Annotated in this window: 10 protein-coding genes; 1 reads left to right on the top strand and 9 read right to left on the bottom strand. The window is 64.6% G+C overall.

The window, feature by feature from the left end:
* Positions 1-686 (top strand): formylglycine-generating enzyme family protein (locus tag ACW7G5_RS09660; RefSeq protein ID WP_457003946.1); only part of this gene is annotated, 686 nt, incomplete at its 5' end.
* 34 nt (positions 687-720) lie between these two features.
* On the opposite strand, the gene ACW7G5_RS09655 is transcribed toward ACW7G5_RS09660, so the two are convergent.
* From ACW7G5_RS09655 to tssC, 9 genes are all read right to left on the bottom strand, one after another.
* On the bottom strand, positions 721-2,805 hold the full coding sequence (locus tag ACW7G5_RS09655) for a hypothetical protein (RefSeq protein ID WP_457003944.1): 2,085 nt from the start codon (positions 2,803-2,805) through the stop codon (positions 721-723).
* A 10-nt stretch (positions 2,806-2,815) separates the two neighbouring features.
* Positions 2,816-5,755, bottom strand: coding sequence for a type VI secretion system Vgr family protein (locus tag ACW7G5_RS09650; RefSeq protein WP_457003942.1), 2,940 nt, complete (start codon positions 5,753-5,755; stop codon positions 2,816-2,818).
* A 16-nt stretch (positions 5,756-5,771) separates the two neighbouring features.
* Positions 5,772-6,107: a hypothetical protein gene (locus ACW7G5_RS09645; protein ID WP_457003941.1), complete on the bottom strand. Its 336-nt coding sequence runs from the start codon at positions 6,105-6,107 to the stop codon at positions 5,772-5,774.
* Between the two features lie 27 nt (positions 6,108-6,134).
* Entirely contained in the window at positions 6,135-8,906 is a 2,772-nt protein-coding gene (gene tssH / locus ACW7G5_RS09640; RefSeq protein WP_457003939.1) for a type VI secretion system ATPase TssH, read from the bottom strand.
* A 58-nt stretch (positions 8,907-8,964) separates the two neighbouring features.
* Complete coding sequence (gene tssG / locus ACW7G5_RS09635; protein WP_457003937.1) at positions 8,965-10,044, bottom strand: type VI secretion system baseplate subunit TssG; 1,080 nt, start codon at positions 10,042-10,044, stop codon at positions 8,965-8,967.
* Entirely contained in the window at positions 10,008-11,840 is a 1,833-nt protein-coding gene (tssF, locus tag ACW7G5_RS09630) for a type VI secretion system baseplate subunit TssF (protein WP_457003935.1), read from the bottom strand. The genes tssG and tssF overlap by 37 nt, the downstream gene beginning before the upstream one ends.
* Before the next feature lie 2 nt (positions 11,841-11,842).
* Complete coding sequence (gene tssE, locus ACW7G5_RS09625; RefSeq protein WP_457003933.1) at positions 11,843-12,334, bottom strand: type VI secretion system baseplate subunit TssE; 492 nt, start codon at positions 12,332-12,334, stop codon at positions 11,843-11,845.
* A gap of 126 nt (positions 12,335-12,460) precedes the next feature.
* Complete coding sequence (locus ACW7G5_RS09620; protein ID WP_457003932.1) at positions 12,461-12,958, bottom strand: Hcp family type VI secretion system effector; 498 nt, start codon at positions 12,956-12,958, stop codon at positions 12,461-12,463.
* Positions 12,959-13,091: 133 nt separating this feature from the next.
* On the bottom strand, positions 13,092-14,582 hold the full coding sequence (tssC, locus tag ACW7G5_RS09615; RefSeq protein WP_457003930.1) for a type VI secretion system contractile sheath large subunit: 1,491 nt from the start codon (positions 14,580-14,582) through the stop codon (positions 13,092-13,094).
* Between the last annotated feature and the right edge of the window lie 2 nt (positions 14,583-14,584).

The following is a 14,584-nucleotide window of genomic DNA, read 5'->3' as shown; positions in this document are numbered from 1 at the left end:
ACACCCGACATCGTGAGCTATCGTTGATCGGCACCGATTTGATCTCTGCTGATGTAACTCACGGCGGTGAAACCTCCCATATTGAATACCACTCTGTGGAGAGCCGTTACCCGGGCTACAACGCAAAGGTCACTTGGCAGCAGGCACACGACTACTGCGCATGGCTGGCGGATCTCTCTGGTCAGCCGTTTGCTCTGCCTACCGAGGCGCAGTGGGAGTACAGCGCCCGCTCCGGTGGCAAGCCCTACGCCTTCGCTATCGCCAACCCACGCGCGGACAAGGTGGACCCGATCCAGTTTCAGAAAGACCTCGAGGCCATCGCCGGAGAGCACAAGGGACAGAACCATTTGTCCAACCGCCCAAGCGGCATTTATGGCCCCAACCCGGCGGGTCTGTACGACTTCATCGCCTTCGGCAAGGAATGGGTGAACGACTGGTATGCGCGCTATCCCACTCCAACACCCAAGCGCCCGCTGCGTAATCCGACAGGCCCTGCGAGCGGTATCGAGAAGGTCGCGCGGGCCAGCGCCGATGGCGGATGGACCGTCCTGGACCGCTTTGGGTGGGGGAAGGACTATGAACTCTACGATGACGATGACGACAACATCAACGACAAGCGCCAGTCGGACGGCGTCGTAAGGACCGTCGCTTTCCGCTGCGTGGTCAACGCACCCCGCTGGAAATAACCACTATCCCGTTTAACGGGAATGATCCCTCGGCTTACGCCATGCGCGTGTCGCCCTGTTGCCACCAGGGGTTTTCCATCCACGCCACATGCGTTCCATTTTGCATCCGGTACGCGAACGCCCGGTTGGGGACGGTATAGAACCCCGGGGTCGGTGCGGTCTTGAGTTGGTGCAATTCCGCCAAGCGTCCCTGTCCCAGCAGCTCACCCACGAACGCATCCATCGCCACCATGTCTCCGTTCTTCACGCCCAGATCCTGCGATGCGAACTGTTGGACGTTTTCGTATTCGTTCTGCAGATAAACGTCGTCCGTCAGCACATTCACCGCCGAGAATAGATCCCGGAGCCAGTCCGCCGCATCCTCGCCCATTTTCTTGATCTCGTTGTAGGCCTCTTCCAGCATCTTCAGCAAAAAACCCCGCACCTCGGGCAGAAACACTGCGGCCTGCCGCAGGCCGGCCGCGATCGCCTGGATCGCTTCGCGCGGGCGCGTCTCTGCCCAGTCCTTCCATTTTGTGTACATATCCTCAAGCTCTGCCTCAGCCTTCCCGTAGAAATCAGCAATTTGCTTGCCCTTCAGTACCGCCAGTGTCTGCATACGCAGATAAGCGTCCCAAGCTTTGCCTTCGAAGTACTGCAGATTCCGGCTGCCCGCATTGACCACTTGGTAATGGAACCACAGCACGAACTCGCCCAGAGTGAGCGGTGAAACCGATGCCTCGATGCTGCCCTTCAGGCCAAAGCCCCAGCAAGCGCCCAGTTTGCAGTGGATACGCAACTTGTTATCTCGGTACCTGATATAGAACGCAGCCGTCCCACCCGCGCCGGCGAGAACGGCTACCGACGGGGACACCTCGGCAAACGACGCGAAATCATCCCGGCTTTCCGGCTTGAGCCAACTCACTCCGCCCGAGACGGCAAGCAGCCCCTCCGCGCCGGCGAATGCGCTGACCTCGCCGCCCAGATCGCCTTCCATCGCCACACTCAGCTTTTTCTGCTTCAGTTGCTGGCCGGTACGCCGTTTCGCACGCGTGCCGCGGATGCCTTGCACCTGCTTTCCCTTGTCATCGGTCCCGATACTCACTTCCAGACCGCCTTCGCCGAGCACGCTAGCGCCCACGAACCCGGAAAGCTCCGTCCCCAGTTCCGCGCGAAAGGCTCCCAGCGACGCGTCTTCACCGCCCGCAACCGGAAGATACAACCCGAATCCGTTCTTGTCGGGAACGTAAAAATCCAGCGCGACCTTGCCTTCGGCCAACACAAACGCCGCCGTCCCCTTGGCCTTGTAGGTGGCGCCGATGCTTCCCTTGCCCTTCAGGGCATCGGCGAGCGTGCCATCCACATGAGCTCCTGCCTTTACATCGGCGGTCGCGAATGCGCGGAGGAGCGTTGCTCCACCCGAAAAATCGACCGTTCTTTCTCCGTCGGCTTCGTCGGAGGCAGCTGCTTCCCGCTTGAAGTTGAAGTCCCTATTGAATTCCCGGACAAACTCAGGTGCCCACTCCTCTGCCCACTTTGCGACAACGTGTTCCCCGATCTTTTCCTTGATTTTGACGTCGCTTGCGGTAAGTTTCAGGGAGTCCTGCAGTTTCTTCTGGTCGATTTTCATTTTCCCGGTCGACTCGTCCCTCACCAGAACGGACTTCATCTCGGGCTGTTCGGCGTTGGCCAGCTTGTATTGCCTGAAATGGCTCTTGACCTTGGAAGAGCGCACATAGGTCAATGTCTTGCCCTTGTACTTGTTCTCCCTGCCCGGAAGGCTGACCAACTCCATCATCTCGTCGCCTCCCGAGAATGCCTTGATCTCGGACAACTCTTCGAACAGCGTGTCCCGCGCAGCCTCCTCTTGTCTCAATGCGCGATCTAGGTCCTCTGCCGTTGGCTGCCTGGAAGTCTCCACTTCGCGGGTTGCAGCTTGCGCGATGAACATATCTGCGATCAGTTCATCAATCAACGCAGCTTCTGCCAGTATCTTTGAGGTATCGGTTGCGCTGCAAACGTAGATTTCGCTGGTTTCGGGACGCAGGAAAAAAAGTGGTTGGGGCGCAACCCTGGCCACTTCGCGCGTTTCACGCGAGGGAGTCGTGGTGCTTTGTGCAAGCGGTGTGTTTCCGTCCATGTGATATCCCTCAGACCCCGATCTCTTTGCTGGGCAAACCACGAATCAGTTTGACTTTTGCACGTTTTGGCGTGTGAACACGCTGGGTCTCACCAGTGCGATTGGTCACGCCCTGCGCCAGCACAGTGCCGGCCGCATCGACGATGTGATAAGGCTCCCACGGCATGGGCGCTCCGCTGACTTCATCGACGATCTGGAACATCTCATTATTCAACGGCTCAGCTTTGGGTAACGACAATGCCGAAGAAGACGGTATGGAAGCCGCCGTCAACTCCTTCCTCGTCGCCTTGAACTCGATCGTCCCCGGTGCGCCCAGTTCGATGTTCCCGCCTTCGAGCTTCAGGTAGGCGCCAGCGGCCGTCAGCAACAGGTGCTTGCTCGGTGCACTCATTTCCACGTCGGCCTGCGTGCTGGCAATCGTCACGCTGATCTTCGCCGCCACCTTCGCCACGTTCCGGTGTGCACGCGCGCTTACCTTGCCCTGCGCCGCATGCAGCGCGATGCCGCGTTCCTTGTGGGGCTTGTCCGCCGGCGCTTCACCGCCGTGCGTGAACAGCACAGCACCCTCGGCCACCAACATCACCGTCTCGCCCTGGCTCAGCCAGTTGATGTCCTTGTCCGCGCTCAGCACCGTCTGCGTGCCGGACACCCACACCTGGTCGGCAGGGGTCACGCTGGCAATGCCCGCCGCGCTGCTGCCCACGATCGCCGGCGCGCTCCAGCCCGGCACTTCGCCCTCGCCGCCTTCGATCCCGTTGCCCGGGGCGCTGCCGCTCTGCGTGGCCTGCAGCGTCTCCTGCAGGCTCTTCAGTGACGCTTGTGCAGGTAGTTCGTCGGGATCGCCTTCGAGCTGCGCCTGTTGGGTCTTCGCTACGACCGCCAGCGACTGCAGCAGCTGCTCGCTCTGGCCAAGCTGCTGGTGCGCCACCGGCGCGGCCAGCTGGGGGCTGCCGGGTTCAGTCGTGAGCAGCAGGCCCTGGCCGGCACGCAGCGCGCCGCTGGCCTGGGTCGACAGCTCCGCCCCGAACCCGCGCTCGGCGCCGCGCACGTTGTCTTGCCCACCCTTCAGGTGGCCGAGCGTCAGCGTGGTCTGCTGCTGGGTGGTGCTGGCCTGGGCGCGGCCTTGGCCGCGCGTGTCGTCCAGCCGCAGCTGCTGGTAGCCGCCGCTGCCGCCCTGGCTATCAGCCAGGGCCTGGCTCTTGAGCCCTGCGTACACCGCGGCGTGCTCGTTGCCCTCAAACCACGCCGGGGCGTTGCCGGTGGCATTGGCCGCGCCGTTGCCGATCCGGTTGTGCGCGGCGTCTTCGTTGCCGACGCCGTTGTACACGCTGCCCACCACCACCGGGCGGTCGATGTCGCCTTCGAGGAACGCGACCACCACTTCCTGGCCCACGCGCGGCACCAGCACGCCGCCCCAGTTGTCACCCGCCCATGGCGTGGCCACGCGGACCCAGGTCCAGGCCTCCGCGGTGCCGGGTGCGTTGTCGTCACCACCCGGATGCGCCTGGCCGCTGCTGGCGTTGCCGCCGCGCTGCCAGTGGTACTGGACCTTGATGCGGTGGTCGCGGTCGGTCAGCACCGGACCGCCGTCGCCGACCACGATCGCGGTCTGGGTGCCGATGACCGTGGGCCGTGGATGCCGGCGGCGGCCATGGCCGTCGACGGTCTGCGGGCGGTACGGGGTTGCGGCCGGAATGGCTTCGAAACGGTTGCGGTAGAAGCCTTCGCCCAGGTCCAGGTTGGAGCCGGCGTTGGATGAGACCTCGCCAAACGACGGCAGCTGCAGCGCACCCGGCGCGCCGATACCCTGCAGCGCCCGCGCCAGCATCGGCGTGACCAGTGGCGAACCGAGTTCGGCTTCGCTGCGCTCCACGATTCCGGCACCCAGGTTGTTGCGCGCCTCGTGCAAGACCTGCAGGCAGGTGAATTTCGCCTGCTCGCCCGTATGGTCGGGATGCTGCGTCAGCTCGAAGCATGCGCCCGGTGCCAGGCCGCGCCAGCTGCCTTCACCCTCGAAGGTCCGCGCCTGCACCTGCTGCGCCTCCAACTGCTGCCGCGCCCTGCGTTCACCATCGGCGCTGTCGTGCCAGGCGTAGGGGCCGGCAATGTCGTCGTCCTCCACGCCCATGCCCGACACGTCGTCGCCTTCGGCCGTCGCCGGACGCAGGCCCAGGCTGCGATAGTCCCAGCTGGCGCGCGACAACCGCGCGGTCTGCGCACGTCGCGTGCTGCGCCAGACTCGGATGCTGTCCTCGGCCTCGGTGGCGTCCGCGCGGTGGTAGCGGATGCGGCCGCTGTCGGCGAATGCCTCGTTGTGATCGGCCAGCACCAGAGTGTGGGTGCCGCGGGTTTCGCTGGACGGGTCGCCCGCGTGCTCGAACCAGTACGCGATGCCCTCCTCCGCCAGCAGGCGCTGCACGAAGTCGAAGTCGCTCTCGGCGTACTGGGTGGTCAGGCTGCGCTTCGGGTAGACGCTGCGATCGCGCAGCTCCCAGCGCCAGGCCGGGACCAGCGCGCCGGCTTCGGCGTAGTCGGCGAACACGTCTTCGATGATCTCGACGACGCTCTTGTCCTGGAACGCGTAGCTGTCCACCCGCTGGCGCAGCAGTGCCAGCCACGGTTCGATCACCAGCCCGTAGCGCGCCAGGCCGCCGTTGCTGCCCAGCAGCTCGAACGCGGTCACGTGGCCGTGGAACGGCCGCATGCCGCCGGCGTCGGTGCGCAGTTCCAGCAGCACCGGTTGCCCCAACAGCTTGCCGGCGTCGAGCCCGGCGTCGGCCGACAGCACGCCCAGCGACAGGCGAAAGCCGCCTTCGCCAAGCTGCTCCACCGCCGACAGGGTTTCCGCGACCAGGGCGTCCTGCCCCAGCGCGGTGTGCAACTTCAGCAGCCGACCGCCCTGCAGCGGTGCGGCGCCCAACAGCGTCTGCATCTGAACAAGCGCATCCATGGCTTTGTTTTCCTGTTTATCCGGTGATCCCCACGACGCGTAGCGCCGGGCTATCGCTGCACTGCAGCTGGACCTGGCGGCCCTTCAGTTGGAGTGTGAGCTGCAGGCCCTCGGCTCCTTTCCCGCCCTGGGCCGACAGGATGCGCCAGGGATGTTGCTGCAGGTCGGCAAGCAGCCTGCGCGCGTCGTGGCGCGCGGCGACAGGAGCGTTGTCGAGCAGGTCGGCGACCAGCGCCGGCTCCAGCCTGCGCCAGGCACTGTAATCGACGCTCCCCGGCTGGTACGTGCCCTGCCAGTGCTGGTGGATGTTGGCGAGGATGTTCTCGCGCTCGTTGCGGGTGTCAGTAGCCATCGGCTCCTCCTTGAGGTTGATGCCGGATCAGGTGATCCGGTACTTGAATGCGCCCTTCTTGTCCGCTGAAACCTTGATGGCCTCGATCTTACCGCCCTCGGCCATCCTCGCCAGAACGGACTCCGCAATTTCGGGAAGTGCCGTGCCATTGAGGATGTGATCGACGCTGCGCGCGCCGCTGTCGACCTCGGTGCAGCGGGCCAGCACGGCTTCGACCAGGTTGTTGTCCCAGCTGAAGACTGCCTTGTGGTTGGCCTGTACGCGATCCCGGATGCGCCCCAGCTTGAGCTGGATGATTTGCACGAGTACGTCGTCGGAGATCGGGTAGTACGGCACCACCTTCAGGCGCCCCAGGAAGGCGGGCTTGAAGTGCTTCATCAGGATCGGACGCAGCGCCGCGGCCAGGTCGTCGGCCGCCGGGATTTCTTCGGCGGGCTTGTTGAGGCAGGCCTGCATGATCTGCGGCGAGCCGACATTGGAGGTGAGGATGATCAGGGTGTTGCGGAAGTCGATCTCGCGGCCTTCGGCATCGTCCATCATTCCCTTGTCGAACACCTGGAAGAACATCTCCAGCACGTCGGGGTGGGCTTTCTCGACTTCGTCCAGCAGCACGACGCTGTAGGGCTGGCGGCGCACGGCTTCAGTCAGCACGCCGCCCTCGCCATAGCCCACGTAGCCCGGGGGCGAACCCTTCAGTCCGGAGACGCTGTGCGCCTCCTGGTACTCGCTCATGTTGATGGTGATCAGCTTGCGCTCACCGCCGTAGAGGATGTCGGCCAGCGCCAGCGCGGTTTCGGTCTTGCCGACGCCGGAGGGGCCGACGAACATGAAGACACCGCGGGGCTTGTTGGGATCTTCCAGCTTGGCGCTGGCGGTGCGCACGCGCTGGGCCACGGCCTCCAGCGCATGGTCCTGTCCGATCACGCGTTCGGCGAGCAGGGGCTTCAGGTTGCGCACGGTGCGGATTTCGTCCTTGACCATGCGCCCCAGCGGGATGCCGGTCCAGGCGGAGACGATCTCGGCCACCACGGTGCCGTCCACCTGCAGTGGCACCATCGGGCTTTCGCCCTGCAGTTCGCGCAGTTCAGCCAGCAGGGCCTGCAGTTCCGCCTGCTCGGGATCGGCCTTGGCCGTCTTGCCGGCCTTCGCCGACTTTGCAGCGGCTTTCTTCGCCGGCACCTTCTTTGCGGTGCTCCCTGCCCCAGCATCGTCCTCGCCCGCGGCGTCCGCAGCCGCGGCCGGCGCCACGGCGCCCCGACGGGTTTCCAGACTGCCACGCAGCGCCTGGATCTTCTGTGCGAGCGCGGTCTCCTGCGTCAGGCGTTCCTGGTTCACGGCCAGGCGCGCTTCGGCGTCCTGGCGCTGCTGGCGGATCTCGGCCAGGCGCTCGTCGTGCAGGGCGCCAGCCGCGGCTTCGCGCTCAAGCGCGGCGATCTCGGCATCCAGCCGGTCGAGATGCTTGCGGGTGTCCTCGATGATCGCAGGCGTGGCGCTCTGGCCCAGGGCAACGCGGGCGCAGGCCGTATCCAATACGCCCACCGCCTTGTCCGGCAGCTGCCGGCCGCTGATGTAGCGGTGTGAGAGGCGTACGGCCTCGGTGATCGCTTCGTCCATCACGCGGATGCCGAAGTGCTTCTCCATCAGCGGCACGATGCCGCGCAGCATCGCCGCGGCGAGCGTCTCCGAGGGCTCGTCCACCTTGACCACCTGGAAGCGGCGCGCTAGGGCCGCGTCCTTCTCGAAATACTTCTTGTACTCGGCCCAGGTAGTGGCCGCGATGGTGCGCAGTTCGCCGCGCGCCAGCGCAGGCTTGAGCAGGTTGGCGGCGTCGCTCTGACCCGCCTGCCCGCCGGCACCGATCATGGTGTGGGCTTCGTCGATGAACAGGATGATCGGGTGCGGGCTTTTCTTGACCTCGTCGATGACGTTCTTGAGCCGGTTCTCGAACTCGCCCTTGACGCTTGCGCCCGCCTGCAGCAAGCCCATGTCCAGCACCTGCAGCTCGACGCCCAGCAGCACGTCCGGCACGTCCTTGTCGGCGATCCGCAGCGCCAGGCCTTCGACCACGGCGGTCTTGCCGACGCCGGCCTCGCCGGTAAGGATCGGGTTGTTCTGGCGGCGGCGCATCAGGATGTCCACCAGCTGGCGGATCTCGGCGTCGCGACCGATCACGGGATCGATATGGCCGTCGCGTGCGCGCTGGGTCAGGTTGGTGGTGAACTGGTCCAGCGCGGGCGTCTTCGACAGGCCCGGGGCGGGTGAGGCGTCGCCATCGTCGGCGCCCTCGGTGGCGGAGGCGTCGTTGAAGCGCACGCCCTGCCCCGCTTCGACCGAACCCTGGGTCAGGCTGGCGAAGTCGTGCTTGAGTTCGTCACGCTTGATCTTCGCGAACAGCTTGGAGCCCCGGTAGGCCAGCTGCGACAGCGAAGGCTCGGTCAAGAGTGCCAGCAACAGGTGGCCGCTGCGGATGCGGCTTGTTTCGGAGTCAAGCGAGGCGATCAGCCATGCATGTTCGAACAGCGACGGCAGGTGCGGAGAGAACACCGGCGTACGCGTATTGCCGCTTTTGAAGCGCCCGATTTCCGTATTGAGGTCGCGTTCCAGGGCATCGGTCGCGACGCCGCTGCGCCGGGCAATGAGCGCAATGTCGCCATCCGGCTGCTCGAGCAGCGCAAGGAAGAGGTGTTCCAGGTCCACCTCGTAGTTGCCGCGCGACATGCACAGGTTCGCCGCGCGCTCGGCCGCCTGGCGGCAGGTGTCGTTGAGTTTTCCGATCAGGGTCTTGAGGTTGATGCTCATGCTTCGATCAATGCCGTCCGTTTTGGCGAGGAGAAAGGTGGAACGAGGTCGTGCCTGGTCAGTGCAACGTGTGGATCGTGTAGGTGGTATCGGAGCGCGGCCGGGTATCAGGCTGGGACAGGAGGTAGGTATCCCAGCCGAGTCGCGCGCCCTTGGCGAGGTCCATGCCATCGACGTCCTCTGCCCGCAGGGTCAAGCGCACCTCGTACTCGAGGCATACGCCGGTGAGCAGCGTCAGCCACTTGGCCAGCGCACGGGCAGCCTGCCCACCGGGCAGGAAGGCATCGAAACGCGCTTTGTCCAGCGGCCCGACCCACAGCCGCATGCGCAGGTCGCGCTGCCACAGCCGGTCGCCGGCCAGTGCAGTCGAGCCCAGCGAGGCGTTGCCGACCCCCAGCCGCGTGCGGGCCTTCTCGGGCACCGGGTACCAGGCCCCAACGAACTGCTCGACCCGCACGTGGGTACCGAAGTAGTCCGCGAGGATGCGCTGCAGGAAGCTCGCCGACACCGGATGCTGGCGGATGCCTCCGGCATAGTGGGCCACGGCCTGGTCGAACACGTCGCCGTCGCCGTCGATCATCCGGTCGCGCAGCGAACCCATGCCCATTCCGGCCAGCGACAGGACCAGCGGAAGGAAACGTTCACGCCGGTCCAGTTCGTACTGGACCCCGAGCTGGTGCTTCTTCCAGGCGGCGTAGTGCAGGGACGCGATCCGGTTGAAGAAGATGTCCAGGAACGCCCGCGGCGCGCGGTCGCGCTCGTAGATCTCCCGCTGGGCCAGCAGCTCCGTGTAGTGCAGCGGCAGCACGCCACTGATTCCCGTGAAGCCAGCGAATGCCGGCGTGAGGCTCACCGAACCGACGGTCTCGGTCGCGACCGCGTGTTCGATCGCCGCGGCCTTCTCCAGCTTCACGCCGTCTTCGGACCAGGCTTCGATCGCCTCGATCTCGCTGGCGGGAAAGGCCAGCGAAAGGCTGTTGCGGAACCTGAGGCGATCCAGCGGCTCCCCCGTGCTTCCAGGCGAGCGCGCGAACATGTGCTCCAAGATTCGCATCGCCTGGAAGAATCCGAAGCGATGCGGCTCCTGCAGCAACTGCTGCGCTACGCCAGGATCGATTCGCCGCTTCGTGGCTTGCATTCGACCAGTACCTCGTCCGTCGTTGCCGACAGGATGCTGAGTTGGGTAAAGCTGTTGGCATGCACGTACAACCCGAAGAACCGGTCCATCACGCCGGCGAACGGCGCGATGCCGGTGCCCACGAAGCCGGTCTCGTCGACGGTCAGCGTGATCTTCACGCCGCGCACGATGCTGGAAAAATGCCGTCCGGACAGCCAGGTGGTGGTCGGCTCGTTGGACAGGCCGACGATGCCGTCGATCTGCCTGCGGGTGACCGGCGACTGGTTGATGTCGTACAGGTGCAGCATCTCCTTCAGTGCGGACAGGCCGCTCTGGGTCAGCGACAAACTGTTCAGGGACAGATGCGAGATCAGCCGCCACTGCGCGCCGCGCCCGCGCGCGAAGCGACGCGGTGGCGTGGGCTTGCGCAGCAGGGAAATCGCCCGCGCCGGGCTTCCGCCCTCCTGCACCAGGTCGCCGCCCGGCAGCCCATAGGCCAGCTCGGACGGCAGGTCCCGGTTGGTGCAGTTCAGCTCCAGGCTGACCACATCGGCCTGCGGCGCGGATGCGTTGAAATCGAGGTCGACGAAGGACAGTTCGGTTTCATGGCCGGGACTGCGCACGGCCACGTCTTCGTCGCGCCGGGCCACCCAGTAGTGGCCGTTCTGATCGGGACTTTCGCCATGCTGCAGGGAGTAGAACGGTCGGAACTCGGTGATCTGCTCGCCCTGCGGCGTCTGCCTGATGCGGTGCACCGAATCTATCGAGTACACCTCGTAGGCAAATGCCCGGCGCGCGTCGGCGACCACGGGGTAATGGGTATTTGTGTGCGAGATCCGGATGGGCTCGCCATGCATCGCGAACAGGTTCACGATTGGCGTGCATGCGGTGCGCACGTGCTGGGGACCGAGGGCTTCCAGCATGCGACTTGACGCCCAGTCGCCGCTGCTCCTGAGTACGAAATGCAGGGTGAACTCGCGGCCGATACCGGCAGGCAGCGACCCGAGATCAAGATCGAAGAAGCCGAACTTCTCCGGGAACGCGAACAGTTCCGTGAGCAGCCTGTATGCCGAATGCGATCGTTGCGGGAAGTCGATCAGCGCCTCTTCGTCGGTAAAACCGACGGGTACCAACGGAACTTCCGGCAGCGCGACCCAGCGTCCGCCGTTGCCGGGTTCAACCCAGGCCTGCAACACCTGCAGGCAAAGCGTGTCGCGCAGCGCCGAGCGGAAGGACGCTTCCCCGTCCATGAACAGGCGCAGCTTGTCCACGCCCAACTGCTGGACCGAGGCGTCGTCGCCGTGCAGGGAAAATGACATGGAGACCTGGCCACCGGCATCCGCCGGCAATGTCACCGCCATCGGCGGGGCGGCAATCGGCAGGTAGCGCGCGGACGAGACGTTGATGGGCGCCAGGGTCACATCGCTGGTGGTCCGGAAACGACAGGCCACGCCGCGCACCTGACGCGACTGCAACAGCGTTCCACGCGGCACGTGCAAGGGCGAGCTCAGCTTGGACAGCGCCGCACCCATGTCGAAGTGCGCGATGGAGCATGAGGGGAACGGCCGCAGGTAGTGCGGATACATCACTTCCAGCAGCGACTCGGTGAATTCCGGATAGCCGTCTTCGATCCGCTTGGAAACCCGCGCACTGAGAAGGGCGAACGATTCGATCAGGCGCTCGACGTGCGGGTCCTGGCTGCCATCGCCGGACAGCAGCAGGCGCCCGGCGATCTTTGGATAGCGATCGGCGAACTCCCGGCCGTACTTCCGGAGGTATGCCAGTTCGCGCTCGTAATAGGGCAGCAGGTCTTCCATCGTCAGGCGACGTCTTTCAAGCGGCGCAGGCGGCTGACGGAGTAATGCTGGGTGTTGGTCTGCAGCATCGCGTCAAAGCTGATCGGCTCGCGCGCCGGCTGCAGGTTCAACAGCGCATGGATGGTGAAATGCAGGGTCGACGCGTTTCGGGAGTCGGTCTGCAGCGACACGCGGACGTTGACCAGGCGCGACTCGTGCCGCGCCACGGCCTGCTCGAGCGAGCGGCAGATGGCGGCCCTGTCGTAGGCATTGGCCAGGCTCTTGCCCGAAAAGTCGCTGAGCCCGTAGGTCATCAGTGACTGCCTGCAGTTTGGAAAAGCGTCCAGGTCTTCTTCGGTGAAGGCCGCGCGGCTGTTCAGCAGGCCTTCGAGGTCGCGCGCCACCGACTCCTTGTATTGCTCGAGTGGGACGGACTTGAGGGTCCCTGCCGCGGCGTTGCTCCTGGAGTCATCGTCCAGCAGCTTCTCCAGCAGGTTCGGCTCGTATCCCTTCATGCACGCGTCCTTCCTTCGTCTGGACCATCACGTTCCGGCCTCCTCCTGCCTCGTTGCGAAGCATCCATGAGGTCCCCCCGGAAACAAATACGGCGGTGCAACATCGCACCGCCGCATCGACTCACATCAGACGCTGTGCGTCGGCTTGTTGAGCGTGGGGCTCCACTGCGCAACAGCCTTGCCGCCCAGGCCGCCTTCGGCCTTCTGCTGCTGGTACGTCCATTTGATCGAGCCAAAGCTCAGCTGGATCGTTTCCTGCGGCATGCCTTCCTTGTCAACCGAGGTCGTCACGCGATGAACGAGCACGTTCAGCAGTTCGACCTTGTAGTAGTTGACTGCCTTGCCGTCCTTGTCGGCACGGTAGAACTCGATGGCCGCCTTCGGGAAGGTGGTGCCATTGGCCGCCGCCTGGTGCAGCGCGGTGGTTGCCAGGTCGATCTGCTTGACGACCTCGATCGGGGACAGCTCCGCGCGGGCTGCAGTCTGGCCACCCTTGGTGGAGGCCGTTGCCGAACGCGGTTGCAGAACATCCTGCGAGAAGGATTCGATCTCGATCCAGTCCTTGTGGTCCTGGTCCCGGGACTCGCCCTTGATGGTGTCGATGCTGAGGAATGCGTGTTGCATGATGTTGATTCCTTGTTCCGTTCTTCCATGAGAATTACCGGACATCTGTCCGGAGGGATGGCCGGACCATTGCGACATGCAACGGCCCGGTCTGCGTCAGAGGGTCTGCGCCCCTTGTTGTTGCAGGTCCCGCTTACGACTTTTTCGCGGAAGCCGGAAGTTCGGCCACGAGCCGGAGCGAGACAGACAGCTCATCGAGCTGGAAATGTGGCCTGAGGAAGGCCACAGCGCGGTAGACCCCGGGCTTGCCCGGGACTTCCGAAACCTGGATGGACGCCTCACGCAGCGGATACTGCGCCTTGGCCTCCTGCGTCGCGTTGTCGTCCAGCAGCACGTACTGGGCGATCCAGCGGTTGAGGAAATCCTCGACGTTGCCCGCAGACGCGAAGCTGCCGATCTTCTCGCGCATCATCGCCTTGAGGTAATGGGCGATTCGCGACACCGCGAAGATGTACTGCAGCTGCGCCGACAGGATGGCGTTGGCATTGGCCGAATCGGTGTTGTACTTCTTCGGCTTCTGCACCGACTGGGCGCCGAAGAACGCGGCGTAATCGGTATTCTTGCAATGCACCAGGGGGATGAATCCCAGGTCGCTGAGCTCCTTCTCGCGGCGATCGGTGACGGCAAGTTCGGTCGGGCACTTCAGTGCGACCTCGCCATCGTCCGTGCGGAAGGTGTGGGTCGGGAGGTCCTCGACCAGTCCGCCGCCTTCAACGCCACGGATCGCGGCGCACCAGCCGAAGTCCTCGAACGCCTGGGTCAGTCGCGCACCAAAGGCAAAGGCGGTGTTGCACCACAGGTACTTGTCATGGTCGGTGCCGCTCACGTCCTCGACGTAATTGAAGCCCTCGACCGTCGTACCCTCCTTCGGATCGTAAGGCAGCCGCCCCAGGAAGCGGGGCAGCGTCAGGCCCACGTAGCGGCTGTCCTCGGACTCGCGGAACGACTTCCACTTCGCGTACTCGACGGTGTCGAACACCTTGGCCAGGTCGCGCGGCTTGCCGAGGTCGGTGAAGCTTTCCAGGCCGAACATGTCGTTGCTGGCCGCGGCGATGAACGGAGCATGGGCGGCTGCGGCGACATGCGACATCTGCTCGATGAAGTACATGTCCTCCGGCTGGCGGCCGATCTGGTAGTCGCCGATGAGTGCACCGAACGGCGAGCCGCCGAAGGTGCCGAACTCTTCCTCGTAAACCTTCTTGAAGAGCGCGCTCTGGTCGAAGTCGATCGCCGACTTGAAGTCCTTGACCAGGTCCTTCTTGGGGGCGTTCAGCACCTTGATCTTGAGCATCGACCCGGTCGAGGTCTGCTGGCACAGGTAGTGCAGGCCGCGCCAGGTGGACTCGAGCTCCTGGAACTTCGGGGCGTGCATGATGGCGCTGACCTGGTCGGAAATCAGGCGATCCAGTTCGGCCACGCGCGAGTCCAGCGTGAGGTTGAGGTTGTCGGAAACGACGACCGTGCCCTGCAGGACCTCTTTCGCAAGCTCCGAGATGATGTCCTTGGCGCGCTGGTGCTCCGCTTCGGATTTCGCGACCTTGCTTTTCTCGACGATCTGGTCGAGCAGGCCGGGTTCGACGGTCTGCGTGGCACCTTCGACGGCAGTGGCTGCTTTCGCGTTCATCA

The organism is Luteimonas sp. A501, from assembly GCF_054052085.1.
This window is presented reverse-complemented; position numbering and strand designations above follow the sequence as displayed.

Bases quoted from the DNA above. Each gene is read 5' to 3' on its own strand.
- ACW7G5_RS09620 (WP_457003932.1), bottom strand. From the start codon at position 12,958: ATGCAACACGCATTCCTCAGCATCGACACCATCAAGGGCGAGTCCCGG.
- tssF (WP_457003935.1), bottom strand. From the start codon at position 11,840: ATGGAAGACCTGCTGCCCTATTACGAGCGCGAACTGGCATACCTCCGG.
- ACW7G5_RS09655 (WP_457003944.1), bottom strand. From the start codon at position 2,805: ATGGACGGAAACACACCGCTTGCACAAAGCACCACGACTCCCTCGCGT.
- tssE (WP_457003933.1), bottom strand. From the start codon at position 12,334: ATGAAGGGATACGAGCCGAACCTGCTGGAGAAGCTGCTGGACGATGAC.
- tssG (WP_457003937.1), bottom strand. From the start codon at position 10,044: ATGCAAGCCACGAAGCGGCGAATCGATCCTGGCGTAGCGCAGCAGTTG.
- ACW7G5_RS09650 (WP_457003942.1), bottom strand. From the start codon at position 5,755: ATGGATGCGCTTGTTCAGATGCAGACGCTGTTGGGCGCCGCACCGCTG.
- tssH (WP_457003939.1), bottom strand. From the start codon at position 8,906: ATGAGCATCAACCTCAAGACCCTGATCGGAAAACTCAACGACACCTGC.
- ACW7G5_RS09645 (WP_457003941.1), bottom strand. From the start codon at position 6,107: ATGGCTACTGACACCCGCAACGAGCGCGAGAACATCCTCGCCAACATC.
- tssC (WP_457003930.1), bottom strand. From the start codon at position 14,582: ATGAACGCGAAAGCAGCCACTGCCGTCGAAGGTGCCACGCAGACCGTC.